Source organism: Roseateles sp. GW821-FHT09G03 (assembly GCF_059416045.1).
In genome coordinates, this window is the sequence record NZ_JBWKOK010000001.1 from 1320864 (window position 1) to 1342782 (window position 21919).

Below are 21919 nucleotides of genomic sequence, written 5' to 3' on the forward strand. Positions count from 1 at the left end.
CACGCCATGAGCGCGGGCGGCGCGACGACGCGCGCCTCGGCGTTCCCGTCCGGTCTGCCGGGGCAGGTCGCGCCTCCGGCCGCGCCGACGACGCCGGCCAAGCTGACGCCGACGACCGACGAGGAGCGCGACGTCGGCTTCGACGGGCTGCGCGCGCGCGGCATCGCGCTGCTGCAGCAGCTCAGCGGCGGCGTGTGGACCGACCACAACCTGCACGATCCCGGCATCACGATGCTGGAGCAGCTCTGCTTCGGGCTCACCGACGTCGTGTACCGCGCCGGCTTCCCGGTGGCGGACCACCTGACCGGTCCGGACGGCGGCATCGATTACGAGGCCCTGTCGCTGCATCCGCCCGCCGAGGTCTTCCCCTGCCGGCCGACCACGCCGGCGGACTACCGGCGTCATCTGCTCGACGCGGCACCCGGCCTCGACGACGCGACGCTGGTGGCCGAGCCGGGTACCGGTCTGTACCGCATGCAGCTGCAGTTGACGCGGGACTCGGGCCGATCGGCGATCGGATCCACGGCAGGACCGGCTGCTGGATCAACGGGCGGTCCGTCCGGATCGCGCGGCGAGGTCGCCCTGACGGACGAGGTCGCCGCCGAACGCATCGCCGCCGCGCGCGCGGCCTACTTCGAGCGCCGCAACCTCGGCGAGGACCTCCATCCCGACATCGTCCGCATGCGCGAGGTGCCCTGCGACCTGGAGGCCGACATCGACATCGCCGGCCCGCGCGACGGCGTCGACATCCTGGCCGAGGTCTACGACCGCTGCGCGCGGCACATCGCGCGGGCGGCGGTCTCGCGCACGCTGGACGAGCTGCTGCGCGAAGGCCAGTCCCTGGAACGCATCTACACCGGGCCGGCCCTGCACAACGGCTTCATCGAGGACGCGCCCGCGCCCGAGGCGGGCTACGCCACCGAGCGGCTGTTCCTCTCGGACCTGACGACGGTGGTGCTGTCGGTGCCCGGCGTCGTCGACGCGCGCGTGGTCGCGCTGCACGCCGAGGGCCGCAAGGCGGCCGCCGGTTCGGTCGAGTGGCGCGGCCCCGACTGGGCGCTGTCGCTGCGCCTGCCCGATCGCGACGTGCCCTCGACGATCAGCGTGCGCCGGCGCGGCAACGTCGTGCCGGTGGCCTGGAACGATTTGCGCCGGCGGCTGGAGGATCTCCGCTCGGCCGGCCGTTCCCATCGGGCCCGCGGCCGCACGGAGCAGGCCGCGCGCGCCGCCGAGCTGCTGCCGCGCGGCGTGCACCGCAAGCTGGACACCTATGTCTCGGTGCAGGACCACCTGCCCGCGATCTACGGCCTGGGCCGCTACGGCGTGCCGTCCACCGCGCCGCCGCAGCGGCAGGCGCGCGCCAAACAGCTCAAGGCCTACCTGGTGATGCAGGAGCAGGCGATCGCGCAAGGCCTGGCCCAGCTGCAGCATCTGCGCGAGCTGTTCTCGGTCGCGCCCGGCGCGCGCCAGGGCCTGTGGACGCAGATGATCGACGCCAAGGCCGTGCCGGGTCTGGACAAGCTCTACCAGGAGCCGCCGGAGGCCGTGGCCGAGGCGGTGTACCGGCCCTTCGACCGCTCGGCCCGGCGCAAGAACCGGGCGCTCGACCACCTGCTGGCGCTGCACGGCGAGACCTACACGCAGAACTCGATGCGGCAGTTCCTCGGCCACCTCAGCCCGGAAGAGTCCGAGACCCTGCTGCTGGAGAACAAGGCCACCTGGCTGCGCGACATCGTGCAGCTGACGCGCGACCGTGCGAGCGGCTTCGATCCGAGCCGGCCGTCGTGGGACGCGCCGGACAACTGCGGCGGGCTGCAACGCCGCGCCAGCCTGCTGCTGGGATTCAAGCAGGTGCATGACCGCCCGCTGACCCGCGCGCTGCGCGAGCAGCGCTTCACGATCGTCGCGAAGCCGGGCGCCGGGCACCAGCCCTGGCTGCTCGACGGCCAGGACGACGCGGTGCGGCTGGCGCCGTCCGCCGGTCATGCCGTGCAACCGGCCGGCCGGGAGCAGGTGCGCGAGGACCTGCAGCGCATGCCCTGGCTGCGCCTGCCGATCCCGGCGGGGCTGCTGCGCGCCGGCCAGCGCAGCGCGCGCTACCGGCTGATGCCGGGCGCGGGGGGCGGCGAGGCACGGCGTCTCATCCTCGGGCCCGACGAGAACAAGCAGTGGTGGCTGCTGGGCGACTTTCCCGATGCGGCCGCCGCGCGCCGCGGCGCCGCCAGCCTGCGCCTGTTCCTGCGCCACCTGGATCAGGAGAGCGAAGGCCTGCACGTCGTCGAGCATGTGCTGCTGCGCCCGCTGCGGCAGGACGCGCTCTCGCACGCGCGGCTGGGGCTGTCCAAGGACTTCCACCAGCTGCGAGTGACGGTGGTGCTGCCGGGCTGGACGCAGCGCACCTCGCAGCCGGCGTTCCGGAACTTCGCCGAGGAGACGCTGCGCATCAGTTGCCCGGCCCACCTGACGCTGCGCTGCGTGTGGCTCGATGCGGAGCCGATGCAGCGCTTCGAGGACACCTATTCGGCCTGGCTGGAGGCGCGTCTGGCCTGGATGAATGCGCCGGGCGACGATCGCGCGCGGACGTTGGCGGACGAGACCGCCTGCCGCGTGATCGAGCGGCTGCCCGTCGACGACGGTCCGTCGACGAGCGGCGGCAGCAGTAGCGGACGGCGCGGAGAGGACGACGGCCACGGGCCGATCGTGCAAGGCCATGCGTGAGTCCGAGCGCCCTTCCCCGCACTTGGTCGAACGCATGACGGTCGCCGCGGACTTCGGCGCCGGCCTCGGCGTCGGCCAGGGCATCGGCATGACGCCGGGCGAGACGGAGGCGCGCCTCGTCGCCTGCGTGCAGGGGCCGTTGCTGCGTGTGATCGACGAGGTCTTCGACGCCTGCTGCCCGCCCGAGGAGCACTGGCGGCTGGATGAGCTGGAGATCGACCTCGGCGAGTTGCCCGAGGCGGAGTGGGAGACCGAAGCGCCGCGTCTGCTGCGCGAGCGCCTGCGCCGCGTGTTGGAAGAGCTGCGCGGTCCCGGCGCGGTCAGCGCGTCCGGCCGTGCGACCGGCCTGCGCGTGAGCACGCGGCCGCAGGCGCGGCGCGACGCGCTGCTGCATTTCCTGCGACATGGCCGGCTGCCCTGGCAAGGCCGCGGAGACGATCCGATCAGCCTCGCGCGGGACGCATTGCGCGAGGATGCGGGCGCGCTCGTCGCCGCGCTGCGTGCCGCACCCGACCGCGCGGCCCTGCTGCAACGGCTGGCCGCGCAGTTCGACGAAGACCTGCTGGGCACGCTGGTCCACGCCTTCATGCCCGGCGAGCCCGCGGCGGCGGCGCGTCTGCTCGACATCGTCGCGCAGGCCCGCCGCAACGGCCGGTCGCCGCGCACGCGCGCGGCGCTGTGGGAGTCGGTGCTCGGCCAGGCGATGGATCACGCGGTGGCCCCGCGACCGGCCGCGCTGATGCTGCTGCGCGCGCAGCTGCTCGCGGCGCTGGATGCGGGCGGGTCCTTCTCGACCGGCAGCGACCCGCTGAACACCGTTGCGCATGCCTGGGCGCCGCTGCTGCGCGAAGACCGCGACTGGCTGCGCGCCACGCTGCAACGCGTCGGCGAGACCGCGACCGTGCGCGAGCGCCTGGTGTCGGCCTTGCCCGAGCCACTGCTGCCGCGCCTGCTCAGCCTGTGGATGGCCGAGCCCGCGGCCGAGGCCGTTGCCGCATGGATCACCGCGGTGGCGGCGGGCACGGTGTCAGGGGACGTGCCCGGCGACATTCCGGGCGGCTTCGCGACAGGGGCGTCGGGATCGCGCGGCGCGAATCCGTTCTCGTCGTCGGTGCGCCCGCCGCCGTCCACCACCGACGGCGCAACGCTGCTGGCGCGCCGCCGTCGTCTCTGGCAGGCGACGCTCGGCCACGCCGTGCGCCATCCGACGTCGGGCTTCGATCCGGCCCGTTATGAAGCCGAGGTCCGGGAAGACCTGGAGCGCCATGCGCCGCCCGGCGCCGAGCCGCCCGCCCGCTGGTTCGACCGTGCGGTGCGCGCGGCGACGTCCGTGCTGTCGTCCGCGTTGTCCATGCTGCGGCTGCCGTGGCGCAAGTCCGCCGCGGGACGCGCCGCGTCCAGACACGGGAACGCCGATGCCTCGACGGCCGACGCGTCGAACGACGTGCACGCCGGCGCCCAGGCGGCCGCCGATGCCGGAGCCGACGCGCTGGCCGAGCAGATCGCCGTCGGCAACGCCGGGCTCGTGCTGGTGTCGCCCTACCTGCCGCGGCTGTTCTCGATGCTCGGCCTCGCGGATGAGCGCGCCTTCACGGGTCCGGAGGCGGCCGCGCGCGGCGCGCTGCTGCTGCAGGCGCTCGCGACCGGCCATGCGGCCGCGCCCGAACCGGAGCTCGCGCTCAACAAGCTGCTCTGCGGCATTCCGCTGGACACGACGGTGCCGCGGCTGATCGATCTGTCCGACGCGGAACGCGAAGCGATCGACGGCCTGATAGTCGCCGTGATCCAGCACTGGCGGATCCTCGGCACCACGTCGATCGACGGCTTGCGCGGCAGCTTCCTGCGTCGCACCGGTCTGCTCGAGCGCCGCGACGACGCGTGGCAGCTCTCGGTCGAGCCGGGTCCCTTCGACATGCTGATCGATCAATTGCCATGGGGCTACGCGACCTTGCGGCACCCGTGGATGGAAAGGGTGATTCATGTGGACTGGCGCTGACCCGTCGCCGCGCGCGACGTCCAACGCGCGCGCCCTGGAGGCCGAACTGCACTGGCTGGACCGCGTGCTGCAGCTGCGCCTGGCCGGGCACTTCGGGCAGGACGACGCGGTGGCGTCGCCGCGCAGCGCGACGGACCGCGGCGGACTGCCGCCGCCCCCGCCATTGCCCGCGCCGTCCGCCGAGCCGGGGGACGACCTCACGCGGCTGATCCACGAAGGCGGGCTCGGCCCGGCCGAGCGGCTGGTCCTGGCGCTGGCGCTCGCGCCGCATCTGCGGCCGCAGCTGATGGACCTGCTCTTCGTCAGCAACCGCAACCTGGATCGCGGCTTCTGCGAATTCGGCGGCTGGAAAGGCCGGCACCACGGTGGTTTCCTGCCGACGGTGGAGACGGCCGCCTTCCTGATCGCGGGCGAGGACCTGGCGCGCCGCTTCGCGTTGCGGCAGATGCTCGACGAGACGGCGCCGCTGCGCCGGCTGGGACTGGTGCGGCTCGCGCATGAGGCGCCCGGTGAGCCCTGGTACGGCTCGGCCCTGCTGGCGGGCGCGGACACGCTGGACCTGCTGTGCACCGGTGAGGCGCGCAAGCCCGACTACAGCACGCAGTTCCCCGCCAAGCTGATCGAGACCAAGCTCGACTGGAGCGACCTCGTGCTCGATCCCGACGTGATGGACGAGGTCGAGGCGATCATCACCTGGGCCCGCCACGGCGACACGCTGATGCGGGACTGGCAGCTCGACAAGGCGCTCAAGCCGGGCTACCGCTGCCTGTTCTTCGGCCCGCCGGGCACGGGCAAGACGCTGACCGCGACGCTGATCGGCGACAAGGTCGGCGCGGACGTCTACCGCATCGACCTGTCGATGGTGGTGTCCAAGTACATCGGCGAGACGGAGAAGAACCTCGCGCAGGTCTTCGACCAGGCGCAGCACCGGCGCTGGATCCTGTTCTTCGACGAGGCGGACGCGCTCTTCGGCAAGCGCACGGCGACCTCCAGCAGCAACGACCGACACGCCAACCAGGAGGTGTCCTACCTGCTGCAACGCGTCGAAGACTTCCCCGGCACGGTGATCCTGGCGAGCAACCTCAAGGGCAACATCGACGACGCCTTCGCGCGGCGTTTCCAGTCGGCGGTGTATTTCCCGATGCCGGACGCGGAGCAGCGCCTGCGGCTGTGGGAAGGCATGGTGCGGCACACGGGACGGCTGGACGTGGACGTGGACCTGGCGGAATTCGCCGAGCGGCATGAACTGGCCGGCGGCGCGATCGCCAACGTGGTGCGCTTCGGCGCGATCAATGCGATGCAGGCCGGACGCGATCGCATCCTGGCCGCCGACCTGCGCCGGGGCATCGCCAAGGAACTGCGCAAGGAAGGACGCACGGTGTAGCCGCCATGGGAACACGCTCCTTCTTCCAATCGGTGCGCCGGCGGTGGTCCGTCGACGAATGGGCCGACAACACGCCCGAAGCCGGGCGTTCGCCGCCGCCCTGCCGTCACTGCGCCCGGGTGCGCTGGTTCGTCGGCGGCACGCTGCTCGCGGCGGCATTGCTGGTGCTGCATGCGGGCGCGCAAGCGCCGACAGCGGCACCGGCGTCCTCGGCCTCCGATGCGACGATCTACGTCGCGACGCCGCGCGCGCTGCCGCCACGCCCCGAGGAGCCGATCGCATCGGCCGCCCTGTCCGCGCCGGCGTCCTCCGCATCGGCGGCCTCCTCGGCCGGCCGCGATCCGATGTGGCTGGTCTACCAGACGGTCCCGCTGCCCTCCGGCCGGCTCGACCGGCCATACAAGGCGCGCGATCTCGTGCGCGGCGGCCGGCCGCCGTACCGCATCGCCATCGACGGTGCGCTGCCGCCGGGCATGTTCGTCGAGGAGGACGGCGCGCTCGCCGGCACGCCGACGAAGACCGGCACCTTCCGCTTCCTGCTCACCGCGACCGACGCGTCGCGGACGAGGAACCTCGAGCAGGCGCTGTATGAGATCCGCATCGTCGATCCCAAGCCCGCGCCGGTCGCGCGCCCCGCCGCGGCGGCGGCTTCGGTCCCGGCAGCACGCGCGCCCGCGACGGCGAAGGGCCACCCGCCCAATCCACTGACCTCGATCACCGAGGACCAGACCAACCGCGTCGTGCCGGCGGATCCGCCGATGCCGATGACCTACGTGCTCACCGAGGCGAAGCTGGCCGAGATCTTCAAGAATGCGGAAGCCTCGGCGGGCGAGTCGCTGATGACCGCGGCCGCCGCCGGTGAAGCGGCCGCCGACGGCGAGGAGCGCGGCCCGAAGGCGCTCGCGGTGAAGCCGCCGGTGATGGGTCCCACGCTCGACCAGCTGCGCGAGATGCTGATGCCCTTGAAGGACGTGGAACATCCGACGCGCGCGGTGTTCCAGGACTCGCTGCGGGCGCGGCAGTGCGAGTATTTCCTGCGCCACGTCAACGAGCTCACGCGCGAGCTCGACAAGGACCCGATCGAGCGCTGCCCGCGCAAGGAGGACCTGGCGGAGCGGGACCGCGAGCCGCCGCCGCCGCGCCCGTCGCCGGGGTCAGGACTTGCGCCGGATCAGGAGAACGCGATCGACGGGCGCATCGCCGTCGCGGAGCGCGAGCGCAGGCAACAGCTGGAGAAGGAAAGGCAGCAACAGCAGCGGGAGGAGAAGGCGGCGCAAGTGGCGAACGCGACGAAGGCGGCGCAGGTGGCAAATGCGGCGAAGGCCGGCCACGTCCCGGCGCTGCCGCCGGGACGGCTGGCGGTGGACACCTTCCTCGACATGCTGATGCCGGCGACCTTGCGCGAGGAGATCACCGACGCGGCCGGCGTCGAGCATCCGATGACAGGCGTCAAGCCCTTGAACCTCGTCCCGGAGGATTGCGGCTGCAGCCTGCAGGCCATCGAGACCGACGTGTACGCGTTCCTGCCCTTCTGGATGCAAGGCGCGAGCGATGCGGCCATCCCGGTGCGCTTCGACAAGTTCACGCGCATGCAGTACATGGGCGCGGTCCTGCGCAACGACGGCAGCTATCAGGCGCCGCCCGGTGTCGAGAGCCCGGGGGGCGGCTTCGCGCGCCGTGTGAACCAGCACGACGTCGGCCTGGACCTGGTGCTGTACCGCCGCGACTTCCACGTGCTGATGCGGCTGGTCAAGCCGGCGCGCGACGACGTGCTGGCCAACAGCGCGGCGGCCATCGGCGCGATGCTGGACATCCGGCACAGCGACCTGCAGGGCCGGTTCGAGGCCCTGCTGCCGCCGGGCTGGCGCGAGGAAGCGCATGTCTACGACGGCCTGACGGTGTTCTTCGAGCCGACGGACGCGGAGGCGGAGGACCCGCGCTTCGAGCGCTTCTTCATCGACTACGTGCAGTCGCTGGTGACCCAGATGCAGAAGCGGGCGCCGCGGGCCTTCCAACTGAACCTGGTGATCCCGCAGCACCTGCTCGGCGAGAAGGGGACGGCGTTCCGGTTCAGGAACCTGCTGGCCATCATGAAGACGGCGGAGCGCAACCGGGCGGAGGCCTCTCCCGGCGAATACAAGGAGCGCGGCGCGGCGACGGCCTCGTACAAGTCGACGCCCGACTACATCGGCAAGAGCCCGATCACGGTGCGCATCCTGACGCCGCTGGGCATGGGATCGGACGTGAACAAGATGCAGCTGCGCAACCGCACCGATTTCACCGACGAGCTCAGCGGGCCGGACCGCATGGCGCTGCTCGTCAGCGTGATGCCGGTGCTGGTGTACCCGGGCGGCAAGCCGGTCGACTTCGCGGGGGCGGAGAGCATGGACCGCGACCTGGTCTACATCGGATGGTCCTTCGGCGGCGTGGCGTTCTGGCCGCTGCCGGTGACCGGCGTCGGCGCCGGCGAGACCGTGGTGAAGCTGCTGGACGCGCGCTTCTGGTCCTTCCTCGACCAGGACACCGGCTTCTGCAAGATCGTCTGTCCGATGCGCATGCCGCTGCGGCTGGCGCTGGAGGCGCTGCTGGTGGTCGTGGGCACGACGCTGCTGCTGTACGGCTGGAACTGCCGCGTGCGGCGCATGGGCCCCGTGATCCTGATGGTGCTGTGGGCGGGTGCCTTGATCACGCTCGCGGTGGCCAGTGCGATCTTCTCCTGCGACCCGTCGCTGAATCAGTTGAGGACGGGGAACACCTTGCTGGTGGTGATCATCCTGGTCCTGATCGTGGGCGGCCTGATCGTCACGTTCAAGCCCCGGGTGGAGGCCCCCTGACGACCCGGAAGGCACGCGCAACTCACGCGTAGATCGATCACGAAAGGAGCATCCGATGAAGGACTCGACCAACGACAGCGGCGCGTTCGAACATGCGCCGGCGGCCTCGCCGATGCAGCGGCGCGAGCAGGAGGGCGGCGAGTTGTCCGCCGTGCTGGACGGATCGCCGCGGCAGCTGGCGCAGCGACGGCGCATCGACGCGGCGTTCGGGCCGGTGGCGCAGCGCGAGACTGGTCTCGATGAAGACGAGCTGGGCACCGCACAGGCCAAGGTCGCGCAGCGGGAGACCGGCGAACTCGATGAGGAGGAGCTCGGCACGGCGCAGGCCAAGACCGCGCCGGTGCAGCGTCAGGAGAACCGCACGGGGATGCCGGACAGCTTGAAGTCCGGCATCGAGTCGCTGTCCGGCACGGACATGTCGGACGTGCGGGTGCATCGCAACTCGTCGCAGCCGGCGCAGTTGAATGCGCTCGCCTACGCGCAGGGGAACGACATCCACCTCGGGCCGGGTCAGGAACAGCACCTCCCGCATGAGGCCTGGCACGTGGTGCAGCAGCGGGAAGGCCGCGTGCAGCCGACGATGCAGATGCAGGGCGTCGACATCAACGACGACACCGGGCTGGAGGCGGAGGCGGATCGGATGGGGGACAAGGCGATGAGCATCGGGCGGGAGGGGTGAACGGACCGCCGCGCTTCAGCGGTGGCCCGGCATTTATCCGCGCGCTGCCGGCGAGAACACCCGCAGGCGATGACCATCGGGATCGGTCGCCGTGAAGGTGTAGCCGAAGTCCATCGCGGTCGGCGTCTGCAGGATGGGCATACCGGAGGTCTTCCAGGCCTCGAAGCGCGCATCGACGGCGGCCGCGTCCTGGACCGCGAAGGCGAGTTCGCTGCCGCCCGCCGGCGTCGCCGCGGGCTCGACGCCCGCCGAGGCCCACAGGCCCAGCATCGCGCCCGAATCCAGCGCGAACATCGCGAAGGTGGGCGAGTTCTCGACGGGTGGCTTGCCGAGCAGGCGCGTGTAGAACGCGCTGCTCTCGGCCGGGCTGGCGACGTACAGAAGGATGAAGTTGGGATGGCTCATGACCGATTCCTGGCTGTGTTGATGCAGCGGATGCTAGGAACCGGGTCTGTCAATTTCCGTCAGCAGCAGCGATGCCCTCGCGTTCCCGCCAGGCCTTCAGCAAGGCGGCCTTGCGCTGGGGGTAGCGTTCCTCGATCAGCACGGGCCCAGTCACGCGATCGGTGCGGAAGCTGCGGATCTCCTTGCGCAGCTCGCACCAGGCCACGAGGACCTGGACGCGATCGAAATAGCCCATCGCGAAGGGCCAGACCGTGCGCTCGCTGTCCTTGCCCTTGAGGTCGCGATAGCCGATGCGCAGCTTGTGCTCGTGGCGTATCGCGCGGCGCATCAGCGCCAGGACGTCGCGCTCGATGTCCGGCGGGTCCGAGGGGCCGGGGAGCAGCGAGGTGTTGTCCAGTTCATGACGCAGGGCCGGCGGCAGCACGGCCGCGATCTTCGCCAGCGCATCGCGCGCAGCGATGCCCAGTCGCGCATCGTTGCGGCCCGCTACCCAACGCGAGCCGAGTACAAGTGCCTCTACCTCGTCGACGGAGAACATCAGCGGCGGCAGCACGAAACCTTCGCGCAGCACATACCCCAGGCCAGACGCGCCATCGATGCGCGCGCCTTGCGACTGCAGCGTCGCGATGTCGCGGTAGAGCGTGCGCAGGCTGATGTCCAGCGCGGTCGCGAGCGCCTCGCCGGTGACAGGGTGGCGGTGGCGGCGCAAGGTCTGGATCAGGTCGAGCAGGCGGGCAGAACGGGACAAACCGATTCCTCCAGGAGTTGGCGGGAGGATAGGTGGTTTCGCCCGGGCTCCGCTCCGGCTTCACGAAGGCGGATCAGGTGAGGTGCAAAACGCCAAGGCGGAGGATCCGGCAGCCGAGAGGGTTTCTCCGGTCCTCAGCAACGGCGAAAATTCGGACCAATGAGGCGAGCGGAACACGCAGCATGAGCTTTGAATTCGAGACGCTGAGACCTGTCATCAGCGGCGTCCTGGGTGGCGCTGCGGCAATGGTTTTCTGTGCCGCCGTTGCGCGGTGGGTCCCGACCGTAAGCAACGGAAAGAATGCGGCCACGCTGGTTCGAGAGAATCGCGTCGCCATCTGGGTCTGCAATGCGATCATCTTCTCCGGACTCCTCGTCGGCATCGGCCTCCACCAGACAGGCATCTTTGCGCACAACGACTGGCGCGGACTGGCCCTGAGCATTGGCGGTGGGAGCGCGCTGGGTCTGTTGACCTTGCCATTGCAGGCCCTGGCGGCACGGCGCAACCCCAGGGAGGCGTATGTGGCCTATGCCATCTCCCAGCGGACGCCGATCGTTGTCCTGTACGCGATCCTGATTCTCGTCATCGTCCCTGCGGCAGTGGCATTGAGCAGCCTCCTCCTGAGCCAGCCATCGACCACCTCCGCCATCGATCCGCAGTCCCTGCTGGCGTTTCCCGCGGAGGCTTGCGAAGCCAGGGGCGGACGCATCACGTCCGTGTGCATCAGTGGCACGGATCGATGCATCGTCGACTATGAGGACGGTGACAAGCCTTGCACCAGTTCTTCCGAATGCGAAGGCGGGTGCTACATGGATTTCGTTCGGATGTGCACCGAGAATCCAAAGTGTTTCTCACCCAACGGACCTCCGCGCATTGGCGACCGGGCGTCCGGCTACTGCAGGAAGAACAACAACCCTTGCGGGGACTTCTGGAAGGTCGACGGCGGCAAGGTCGTCGAAGCGATGAATGTCGACTGAACACCCTCACGACCTGGCACTCAGCAAAGGGGAAGCTATGAACGGGATGAGGATCTGGCAGTGGTTTCTGGTGCTGTCTGCACTGGCCTATCTTTTCGTGCCGCCGGTTTATGAATTCTTTCCAATGGGCTTCTTGCTCGTGGCGTTGGCGATCATCGTCACGGCCCCTATCGTGGGTATGCGTGCGCTCAAAAAGATCCAACACCGCTCGGGGGATGCGGCCAGCGTTGATTCAGAGCCTAAGTCGGACAAGAACGATTCACTGGGCAACTGATGGTCAAGGGGCACATCTTTTGAACTCACCCCGGCCCCAGCAACCCAACCGCCGCCACGACCAGTAGCCCCACCTTGACGAGCACGCCCGCCCCGACAACCCACTTCGTCCATTTGCTCTTCAGCAAGACCTGCCACCGCGCGTTCATGCCTGGCTCCGATCGAAGATCTGATCCATCCAGCCGACGCATTCCTGGCACAGGCGCAGCCGATTGTTGACCTGCACGTGACCGTCGGCGCCCGACGCCGCGTCGAGCAGCACGAAGGACTTCTTCGTCGAGCGGATCTGCTCATGCCACGCCTGCGCCTGCCGCGCGAAGACCTGCGAGTCCCCTGCCCCGAGGATCGACAGGAAGGGCAGCGTCACCCGCGTCGGATCGGCCACCATGCCGGCGGTCTTCGGGACGAATTCCTCCGGCGACTTTGCGCCCGCCTTCCACAGCGACACCATCCGCGAGCGCATCGCGGCCGGCGTCGGCGCGGCCTTGGCGTTGGCCTTCTTCGCAGCCTGTGCGGACAGTGCGAAGAGCTCGGCCGGACTCGGGAACGGGGTACTCGCAATCACCGTCGCGAACTGCTCGCACAACCCCGGCGCACCCGCCGCGCGCGCCACGAAATAGCCGCCGAGGCTCAGACCGATCAGCGCCATCCGGCCCGGCTTCGCGCCGAATCGCTCGAGGAGCAGGTCGGTCACGGCCGCGATGGGCTTCTCCGCCTCGGCTTCCCAGTGCAGGCCATCCTTCATCGTGATCCCCTGCCCCGGCAGGTCCGCCATCGCGACCGAGTAGCCGCGCATCAGCAGGTTGCGCCCCAGCGAGAGGTACAGGTCCTCGAAGCAGGTGTCGGCACCGCCGATCACCAGCACCACCGGCGCATTCGCGTCCTCGTTCTGGAAGAAGACTCCCGGCAGTGACTGGCCCGCATAGGGCACCTGGAAGAACGTGGCCGGCAGGCGCTGCTCATCAACGGCCTGCGCGAAGGCCTGCTTGTGCCGCGCGACCATGCGGGCGAATTCCTCGCCCGGCGCTGCGAACTGCCACGCCGAGCGGTAGGCCGCGAACGCCGTCATGCGCGCCTCGCCGGCCTCGCGGTGCCAGGTCTTGCCCAACCATTCATCGGCCTGCGCATTCATTGCGTCGCCGTACGCTCTGAACGCCTTCATCCAGCTGTCGCCGTCGCCATCGGTGATCTGCGACGCGACGTAGTAGACCTGCCCCAGGTCCAGTCCGCCGCTCGGGCCCCAGCTCGCCGCGGCCATGAAGAACAGGTCCATGTCGGGGTCGTCGAAACAGTACTTGCGGCTCAGCCGCTGGCTGGGATGCGCGTCAGCGGCGTTGAAGGTGGCGCTGGTGGTGGCGGTCTGGGGACGGGGGGTCATCGGGTGCTCCTGGAGGGTCTGGGCGTCGCTCCCTTCCGTGTTGCGACGCTTGCCGTAGGCCGGCAGGACAAATAATATGAGCACAACTCAGATTATTCGACTCGCGTTCCGGCACCATGACTGAAGCGAAGAAACCCCAATCCGATCAAGCAGTTACGCGTCGCGCACCGCGACAGGAACGGTCCCGGCAGAAGGTCGGACTCATGTTGGAGGCCACCACCCGGCTGCTCCAGCAGGCCGATCCGGCGGACGTCAGCACCAACGCGATCGCGAAGCTGGCCGGGATCAGCATCGGCACGCTGTACCAGTACTTCCCCGACAAGGACTCCCTCTTCCAGGCGCTGGCGGAGCGGGAGCTGCAGGAGCTCTCCGATCGCATCATCGAGGTGATGACCGGCCCCGCGCCCGAGCGGCCAGGCGGCCGGATCAGCGGCGTGGTCGGCGCGGTGCTCGACTCCTACGGCGGACGCGGCATCGCGCATCGCCGGTTGGTGCAGTACGCGATGGCTCGTGGGTCGGCGGGCTTCCTGGCACCGATGCTCCGACAACTGCAGGCGTCGTTTGTCCAGCGCGGCATCGATGCGCCACAGGGCGGCATCCAGGCGATGTCGGCGGCCGATGCCTTCGTGATGACCCACGCCGTCAACGGCGTGATGCGCGCGGCCGTCATGGCCGAGCCCTCGGACTACGGCAGCCGCGAGGCGCTGGAGCAGTCGCTGACGCGACTCATCCTGGCTTACCTCGCGCCGGTGGCGGATCACGCCCCCGCGCGCTGACGACTCACCATCCAGCGTCCGAGCGCCTCGTTTCCTCCCCTCCCTCACCGTGGTATCGCTACCACGCCCCGCGCGACATGACTCGTTTTTGTCATTTCACTTAATGCGAATCAATCTCACCTGCGTTAAAGTCCCGGCCGAAAGTCACCTCTACCTCTTCCGGACTCCTCGATGAAGCAGCAACTCCTGATGACCGCGTGCGCCCTGGCGGCGTCCCTCGCGATCGGCGACCTGGCCCACGCCCAGGACGCCACGCTCGACAAGATCGTCGTCACCGGCAAGCGCGCGAACCGCGTCTCCAAGGGCGCCACCGGCCTGCCGATGGACGTGAAGGACACGCCGCAGACGATCAGCTCGATCGACCAGGAAGACATGGCCAACTTCGGCCTGACCGGCAGCAACGAGGCCCTGGCGCTGGCCACCGGCATCAACGTCGAGCAGTACGAGACCAACCGCGCGACCTTCAACGCCCGCGGCTTCGAGATCCAGCTGACGCAGGTCGACGGCCTGGGGATGACGAACTCCTGGGGCACGGTCGTCGGCAAGGAAGACACCTTCCTGTTCGAGCGCATCGAACTGATCCGCGGCGCCAACGGCCTGCTGACCGGCGTGGGCAATTCGTCGGGCACGATCAACTACATCCGCAAGCGCCCGAAGAACGAGGACAGCGGCGAGTTCAACGTCAGCTTCGGCTCCTACGGCAAGAAGCGCGCGGCGCTGGACTACAACAAGGTGCTGACGGACGACGGCTCGTGGGCCGGCCGCTTCGTCGTGGCGACCGAGGACAAGGATTCCTACCTGCGCGACCTCAAGGACAAGCGCACCTCGGTCTATGGCGTCGTGGACGGCCAGATCGGCACGAACGGCGTGCTGACCGTGGGCATCACCGCCGTGGACGCGAAGCAGGACTCGCCGATGTGGGGCTCGCTGACGCTGCTGCGCTCGGACGGCACGCAGGCCGACTTCCCGGTGGGCACGTCGACTTCGCAGAAGTGGACCTACTGGAACACCAAGTCCTACAACGCCTTCGCCGAATACACCCACCAGTTGAGCAAGGACTGGGAAGCCAAGGTCACCTACAACTACCGCCACGGCAACGAGGCGACGCGGCTGCTGTATGCCTACGTGCCCGGTACCGGCACGCTGAACCCGGACGACACCGGTCTGATCGGCTGGCCGTATCGCAGCCAGGGCCGCACCGACGATCGCATCCTCGACGCGAACGTCACCGGCCAGTTCAACGCCTTCGGCCGCGCACACACGGTGCAGTTCGGCGCGAGCCGCTCCAAGTCCACCAACGAGACGGACACCTACGCGGCGCTCGACAACAGCTTCCTGCCGCTGCCGGCGGTCCCTTACGGCGGTGACGTGTATCCGGAACCGGCCTGGGGCGCGCGCACGGCGGCCACGAACGGCGGGCAGACGCTGACCCGCTTGTACGGCGCGTCGCGCCTGTCGCTGACCGACTCGCTGAAGACGGTGCTCGGCGTGAATGCCGCGCGACTCGTGCGCGAGGGCGGCTCGCGTTACGGCAGCAGCGGACAGCTGCTGGACCCGAAGACGCAGAAGGTCAGCCCCTACGTCGGCGTCACCTACGACATCACGCCGGACCTGATGACCTATGTGTCCTATTCGGACATCTTCCAGGCACAGGAGCAGTCGGACATCAACGGCGACCAGTTGGCGCCGATGAAGGGCGTCAACGCCGAGGCCGGCGTCAAGGCCGAATGGCTGGACAAGGCGCTGCTGACGACAGCGGCGGTGTTCACCGCCAAGCAGGAGGGGCTGGCCACCTTCGTCGGCACCTTCACCGACGGCCCGAAGAACGGTCAGAGCTGGTACGAGCCGAAGGACGTGAAGTCCAAGGGTTGGGAAGTCGAGGCCACCGGCCGCATCGGCAAGGACGCGAAGGTGACGCTGGGCTACACGCGCCTGATCCTGACCGGCCCGGACGGCAAGGACATCTACGAATGGGTGCCGCGCCACACGCTGAACTTCCGAGCGGACACCCGCGTGCCGATGTTGCCGGCGCTGCGCGTCGGCCTGGGCGGCCGCTGGCAGTCGGCGGTGAGCAAGATCGGCAGCGCCACGCAAGGCGCCTACGTCGTGGCCAACGCCTTCGCGTCGTACGAGCTGTCCAAGGCCGCCACGCTGCGCGCCAACGTCAACAACCTGTTCGACAAGAAATACATCGGCGGCCTGGCCTACGGCGCCATCTACGGCGCGCCGCGCAACTACGGCGTGTCGCTGGATTACAAGCTCTGATCGACGCGCGCCCAGCGCGCGCCTGAGAGATTCCTGAAGCTCCTGCAACTTCACGACCCGGGCCAAGGCCCGGGTCTTTTTTTTGCCTCGCTCAGGGGAAGTTCGTCACCGTCGGCGTGAACGACGCATTGCATCCGGTCTGCGCGCCGGTGTTGTTGATCACGTGCACGATGCCGCCGTTGCCGCCCAAACAGACCGAGATCATGTTGTGGAAGCGCACGTTGCCGTTGACCGGCGCCTCGATCGCGCGGTCCAGCAGGATGCCGCCGTTGGTGAACACGCTGTAGACGCCCAGTCCCCAGGCCTCATGGCTGGTGACACTGTCCGCCACCTTGTACGAGGCCCAGCCGCGGCCCGTCGGGCTGTTCCAGCCGGCCTGGCTCTGCGGGTCGTACGGGATCTCCGATTGATAGAAGTACACGCGGCCGCCGTTGCCGTTCCAGACCACCTGGTGCTTCTGGAAGTGCTCGACGAACAGGCCGTACATGGTCACGTCGTTGCCGTTGACCCAGAGGCCGTTCTCCGACGGGTTCTGCGTCCAGCCCACGCCCGCGCCGTGATCGGCGCGCCACAGCCAGGTGTGGTCGACGATGGTGTTGTTCGCGTTCACGCTCAGCGCGATGCGGACCTTGCCCGCCGCCGCGCCGCCGATGCGGAAGAACAGGTCATGCAGCACCGTCGGATTGGCCGCATGGTTGGCGGCGGCGCCGTTCGGGCCGACCTCCAGCAGCACGCCGGACTCCGCCGCGCCCGCGTCGAAGAACAGGCCTGAGATCGTCAGTCCGTCCACGTCCGCCGTCTGCATCAGCGGCTGGCCGTTGTCCGAGCGCAGCGTCGGGAAGCCAATGCCCAGCACCACCGTGTCGGGGTTGTTCACGCGCAGCGGCTGCGTCAGCACGAAGGTGCCAGGTGTGAACAGCAGGTGCTTGCCGGCCGCCAGCTGCGTGTTGATCGCCGCCGCGGTGTCGCCCGGCTTGGCGATGTAGAACTGCCCGATCGGGATCGTGCGTCCCGGCGTCGCGCCGCCGTTGGCCCAGGAGATGCCGCTGCTGTTCTGGCGCAGCGCGGGCACGCGCACGGCGTAGCTGCCGTCGGTGTCGATGAAGAGGAAAGGCTTCTCTCGGATCACCGGCGTCTGCGCGATCTTGGTGTAGCGCTGGCCCGCGGTCGGGAAGCTGCCTGCCGGCGGGTTGGGCACGCCGACGAACACCATGTTCCAGTTGGAGCCCGTCCAGCTGCCCCACTGGCTGTTGCGCGAGATCCATTGCTGCTGGCTGGCGGAGTTCACCTGCCCGTCGATCAGCACGTCGGAGAACCAGCCGCCGCTGGACCAGCCGCCGTTCTGGTTGAGCTTGATGTTGCCGCGCACGTGCATGCGCCGGAACGGGATGGCCTGTGAGACCGCCCATTGCATCGTGTTGTTGCCGATGCCCAGGCTCGGGGTGACCGAGAAGTTCTCGGCGCCGCGCCAGAAGTTCTGCGTCGCGTTGTCGCCGCCGAGGAAGGCGTTGGAGCGCAGGTCGCCGTTCACGTGGACCAGGTCCGGATGGCTGCCCAGGCCCAGCACCTGCGTGTAGAAGCCCACCGGGATGCGCAGGTTGTTGTAGGTGCCCGGCGTCAGCAGGATGGCGTCGCGGCGCGGCCCGAAATGGTTGGGCTGCTGCGCGTTGTAGATGCCGTCGATGACGCCCTGCAGGTTGGGCGTGGTCGGGCTGACGATGTGCACGCTGGATCCGAAGTCCGGCGGCGTGCCGGTCGTCGGCGGCGGGTTGGTCGGCGGTGTCGTCGGCTGGTCCGCGATGACGAACTGCTCCCAGGCCTGGACCGCATTGCGGTTGGCCACGAGCACGCCGCCCAGGTTCAGGTCGGCGGAGACATACAGCCCGTTGGCCACCGAGCGCAGGGCCACCGTGCCGTTGGACTGCGGCACCACGGTGAACTGCTCCCACGCGTCGGCGGTGCGCCGGTTGGCGATCAGGCGGCTGGTGTTGGGCGCGCCCAGGCCGATGTCGGCGGAAACGAAGTTCCCGCTGATGCGCGCCCGGAACGACACCGTGCCGTTGCCGTTGTTGACGACGTCGAACTGTTCCCAGCTCTGGGCCGCGCCCGCGGTCGCGTTGAGGTACGACGTGCCGGTCGCCGTCGCGCTCACGAAGTTGTTGTTGGCCACCGCGCGCAGCGTGGCCGCGTCGGCGTCCACCGACAGCGTCAGCGCGGCGATCCAGCCCGCCGCCACCAGCGCGTGCAGGGGCCACGCCCGTCCTTGATTCCATGCCATGACGAATCTCCTTCCTGAAAGTGGCGCGAGTCTAGGAAGAAGAAATACCAGTCGAATACTCCTACCGTGTCCGGCTGTTTCCGATCAGCGGTCGAAATACCCCATTCCCCCCGCAAGGGGGGCAAGCTCCCGCACATTTGTTTTCAAACCTGTCAATTCTCCGCCCTAAAGAGGTAGGAAGATTCACCACACCCTCGCGGCACGATATCCGGTCCGGTTTGCCGTTCGTCGGATCGTCTTCACTCCCTTACACATCAATGACTTTCGCCGCTTGTCGGCGTGCTTGCACCGTTCGGGTGCCGTCGTCCCATATTCCGGCCACAGGAAAGTCATGAGCGCTGACGGCGGTGCGATGTTTTGCAGTATTCGACACACTCCGACACCGCCTCCGCATACTGCTTGTCACAGCGTCTTTTCCCTGCTGTTCCTACATTCCGCCACTGGTTTCATGGTGGTTTTATCGCGAACAACAACCCCGCACGCCCACCGGTGCGAGGACAGCAGGAGTGATTTCACATGCGTACTGGACAAATCAAGGCGGTGGCGCTGGCCGCCGCGCTGCTGGCCGCGGGATCGCAGGCCCAGGCGGGCACGATCGTCGCGCCCTACTTCTTCACCTGGGGCTTCGGCAGCGGTGCGTACGGCATCAAGACGCTGAGCGAAGCCAAGTCCAAAGCCGGCATCGACGCGGTGACACTCGCCTTCGGCGTGTCGGGCGGCGGCTGCTCGGTCGGCGGCGGTCTGGAGACGACCGTCAGCAACCCCAGCTTCCAGGCCGACATCAAGGCCTACATCAAGTCCGGCGGCCGGGTCATCCTGTCCTTCGGCGGCGCCAACGGCACGTATCTGGAATCGACCTGCTCGGTGAACGACCTGGTCGCGCAGTTGCGCCGCCTGATCGACGCCAACGGCACGCGCTCCATCGACTGGGACATCGAAGGCGGCCAGCTCGGCGACACGCGCCTGAACGGCGTGCGCAACGCCGCGATCCTGCAGCTGCAATCGATCTATCCGGACCTGTACACCTCGTTCACGCTGCCGGTGGTGCCCTACGTCAATGCCAACGACACCGGCGGCCTGCAGCGCGAAGCGGTCGAGCTGCTGCGCGGCGCGTCGCAGTCGGGCGTGAAGATCAGCATCGTCAATCTGATGACAATGGACTACGGCAGCTACTACAGCGGCGGCAAGCGCATGGGCGACCTGGCGATCTCCGCCGCGACGCAGACCGTGGCGCAGCTGAAGTCGCTGTATCCGGCCAAGACCGACGCCCAGCTGTGGGCCATGATCGGCATCACGCCGATGATCGGCCAGAACGACGTGGCGTCCGAGGTCTTCACCCCGTCGGACGCGGTGACCGTCGCCAACTTCGCCAAGCAGAAGGGCGTGGGCCTGCTGTCCTACTGGGCCGCGCAGCGCGACCGCGTCGGCAACGGCGCCCTGGGCGAATACAGCCGCGCCAACACGCGCGACTTCGAATACTGGCAGGCCTTCGCCGCGGCGAAGAGCGGCTCGCCCACCCCGCCGCCGGCCCCGCAGCCGCCAGCGCCCGCGCCTTCTCCGACGCCCGCTCCGAGCCCGAGTCCCGCGCCGAGCCCCTCGCCCGCTCCGGCGCCCAATCCCGGCACCTGCGTGGCCTGGGCCGAAGGCAAGACCTTCACCGCCGGCCAGGTGGTCAGCTACCAGGGCAAGACCTACAAGGCGCTGGTGACCCACACCGCGTGGGTCGGCACCGGCTGGAATCCGGCCGCGACGCCGTCGCTGTGGACACCGACCTCGGCCAGCTGCAGCGGCTCGCCCGCGCCGGCACCGGCTCCGACGCCGGCCCCTTCGCCGTCGCCGGCTCCCTCGCCTTCCCCGGCGCCGTCGCCCTCGCCTGCTCCGTCGCCGAGCCCCGCGCCGGCGCCCTCGCCCGGCGGCGCGCTGACGCTGCCCGAAGCGCTGAAGGCCGTGCAGACGCGCCGCGTCTACGTCGGCTACTACCCGACCTGGAGCGACAACTGGTTCGACGCCACCGGCAAGTCCGCCAACGACGTCTACAAGGCGAGCAAGTTCGCGCGCACGCCGGCCACCTACACCCACGTGATGGTGTCCTTCGCGGATCCGGCCTTCTCGTGGGCGGGGCTGTCGGCCAACACCTTCTCGGGCACCGGCATCAACTTCAACGCCACGCCGCGTGACATCAAGGCCGCGATCGACGTGCTGCACCAGCGCAACCAGAAGGTCATCCTGGCCGTCGGCGGCGCGACCTACAACAACTGGGGCACGCTGGCCGCGGAAGGCGCGGCCGGCAACGGACCGACGATCAACGCGCTGGCGAAGATCCAGACCGAGCTCGGCTTCGACGGTCTGGACGTCGACTACGAGACCGACGGCGACGTCGACCGCTACGCCAACGTCATCAAGGCGCTGCGCCGCGCGGTGGACATCGCCGGCAACGGCCGCGTGCTGACGCTGGCCGGCTGGTCGACCGGCGCGGACTGCACCGCGGCGACCTCGGCCGACGCGTCCTGCGCGGGCAAGGTCTCGTTCTGGGGCGGCAACGCCGGCCGCGAGCGCGCGGTGGTGCGCAAGTTCCCGGCGGTGGCCAACATGCTCGACATGGTCAACGTGATGAGCTACGACGCGCGCTTCGAGAACTACGACGGCGTGACCGCGTACAACGACTACCGCTCGCTGTTCCCGGCCAAGACCATCGTGTCCATCGGCCTGGAGCCGGCACCTGAAGGCTGGGCCGGCGGCCTGCTGGTGGTCAACGACGGCGACGCGCAGTGCACCGGCTCGCGCAACCTGAAGAGCCAGTACGGCGCCAACCTCAACCAGCCGTACTCGGTGCAGCGCTACACCAACGCGGTGCTGAACGGCAGCGCGCCCAATCGCAACGCGCGGGACGGCGCGATGCTGTGGGCCATCATCAAGACGGGGGGCGGCACCTGCGGCTCCGCGCCGCTGGCAACACCTGGCACCGTCGGCCAGAAGGTCGGCTCGTCCTTCGGCCTGACGGCGGATCCGCTGCTGCAGTCGTCCGAGTGGAAGTAAGTCCGCGGGGATGACGCGCCCCTCGGGGCGTCGTCCGATCCGCAGCCCGGGCGCGCCCATCCGGTACGCCCGACCCGGCGCGCGTCACTCGACGCGCGTCACCCCCGCCGGCAGGCCCCGTCCGCCGACCCGCGCGCTGCGCTCGCGGCGACGCGGCGGGCTCTGCCGGCAC

General features: G+C 69.2%; 14 protein-coding genes. 10 read left to right on the forward strand and 4 right to left on the reverse strand.

Features of this window, described 5'->3' with window-relative positions; all coding sequences use genetic code 11:
* Window positions 1-6: 6 nt before the first annotated feature.
* Genes AC07OZ_RS05930 through AC07OZ_RS05950 form a run of 5 tightly spaced genes read left to right on the forward strand, consistent with a single transcriptional unit; the run spans window position 7 to window position 9611 of the window.
* A complete protein-coding gene (locus tag AC07OZ_RS05930) occupies window positions 7-2718 on the forward strand; it encodes a baseplate wedge protein (RefSeq protein ID WP_495466226.1) in 2712 nt (903 codons plus the stop codon).
* Between the two features lie 34 nt (window positions 2719-2752).
* The gene (locus AC07OZ_RS05935) at window positions 2753-4714 is read left to right on the forward strand and encodes a contractile injection system tape measure protein (RefSeq protein ID WP_495466227.1); all 1962 of its coding nucleotides are present in this window, start codon (window positions 2753-2755) and stop codon (window positions 4712-4714) included.
* Entirely contained in the window at window positions 4698-6098 is a 1401-nt protein-coding gene (locus AC07OZ_RS05940; RefSeq protein ID WP_495466228.1) for an ATP-binding protein, read from the forward strand. Before AC07OZ_RS05935 ends, AC07OZ_RS05940 begins: the two co-directional genes overlap by 17 nt.
* Before the next feature lie 5 nt (window positions 6099-6103).
* A complete protein-coding gene (locus AC07OZ_RS05945; RefSeq protein ID WP_495466229.1) occupies window positions 6104-8932 on the forward strand; it encodes a putative Ig domain-containing protein in 2829 nt (942 codons plus the stop codon).
* A 55-nt stretch (window positions 8933-8987) separates the two neighbouring features.
* Window positions 8988-9611 carry an eCIS core domain-containing protein gene (locus AC07OZ_RS05950; RefSeq protein ID WP_495466230.1) on the forward strand — a complete coding sequence of 208 codons (624 nt, stop codon included), beginning with the start codon at window positions 8988-8990 and terminating at the stop codon, window positions 9609-9611.
* A 33-nt stretch (window positions 9612-9644) separates the two neighbouring features.
* Here the strand turns inward: AC07OZ_RS05950 and AC07OZ_RS05955 are convergent, their stop codons facing one another.
* A complete protein-coding gene (locus tag AC07OZ_RS05955; RefSeq protein WP_495466231.1) occupies window positions 9645-10016 on the reverse strand; it encodes a VOC family protein in 372 nt (123 codons plus the stop codon).
* 49 nt (window positions 10017-10065) lie between these two features.
* Complete coding sequence (locus tag AC07OZ_RS05960) at window positions 10066-10764, reverse strand: helix-turn-helix transcriptional regulator (RefSeq protein ID WP_495466232.1); 699 nt, start codon at window positions 10762-10764, stop codon at window positions 10066-10068.
* A 182-nt stretch (window positions 10765-10946) separates the two neighbouring features.
* Here AC07OZ_RS05960 and AC07OZ_RS05965 point away from each other — a divergent pair, with 182 nt between their 5' ends.
* Entirely contained in the window at window positions 10947-11741 is a 795-nt protein-coding gene (locus AC07OZ_RS05965) for a hypothetical protein (protein ID WP_495466233.1), read from the forward strand.
* A complete protein-coding gene (locus tag AC07OZ_RS05970) occupies window positions 11731-12015 on the forward strand; it encodes a hypothetical protein (protein ID WP_495466234.1) in 285 nt (94 codons plus the stop codon). Before AC07OZ_RS05965 ends, AC07OZ_RS05970 begins: the two co-directional genes overlap by 11 nt.
* A 144-nt stretch (window positions 12016-12159) precedes the next feature.
* On the opposite strand, the gene AC07OZ_RS05975 is transcribed toward AC07OZ_RS05970, so the two are convergent.
* Window positions 12160-13392 carry an alpha/beta hydrolase family protein gene (locus AC07OZ_RS05975; protein WP_495466235.1) on the reverse strand — a complete coding sequence of 411 codons (1233 nt, stop codon included), beginning with the start codon at window positions 13390-13392 and terminating at the stop codon, window positions 12160-12162.
* A 203-nt stretch (window positions 13393-13595) separates the two neighbouring features.
* On the opposite strand from AC07OZ_RS05975, the gene AC07OZ_RS05980 reads away from it, so the two are divergent.
* Window positions 13596-14168: a TetR/AcrR family transcriptional regulator gene (locus tag AC07OZ_RS05980; RefSeq protein ID WP_495466236.1), complete on the forward strand. Its 573-nt coding sequence runs from the start codon at window positions 13596-13598 to the stop codon at window positions 14166-14168.
* A 171-nt stretch (window positions 14169-14339) separates the two neighbouring features.
* Window positions 14340-16433, forward strand: a complete 2094-nt coding sequence (locus AC07OZ_RS05985) for a TonB-dependent siderophore receptor (protein WP_495466237.1) — start codon at window positions 14340-14342, stop codon at window positions 16431-16433.
* A gap of 91 nt (window positions 16434-16524) precedes the next feature.
* Here the strand turns inward: AC07OZ_RS05985 and AC07OZ_RS05990 are convergent, their stop codons facing one another.
* Window positions 16525-18711, reverse strand: coding sequence for a pectate lyase-like domain-containing protein (locus AC07OZ_RS05990; RefSeq protein WP_495466238.1), 2187 nt, complete (start codon window positions 18709-18711; stop codon window positions 16525-16527).
* Between the two features lie 516 nt (window positions 18712-19227).
* Between AC07OZ_RS05990 and AC07OZ_RS05995 the strand changes: the two genes are divergently transcribed.
* On the forward strand, window positions 19228-21747 hold the full coding sequence (locus AC07OZ_RS05995; RefSeq protein ID WP_495466239.1) for a glycosyl hydrolase family 18 protein: 2520 nt from the start codon (window positions 19228-19230) through the stop codon (window positions 21745-21747).
* Window positions 21748-21919: the final 172 nt, after the last annotated feature.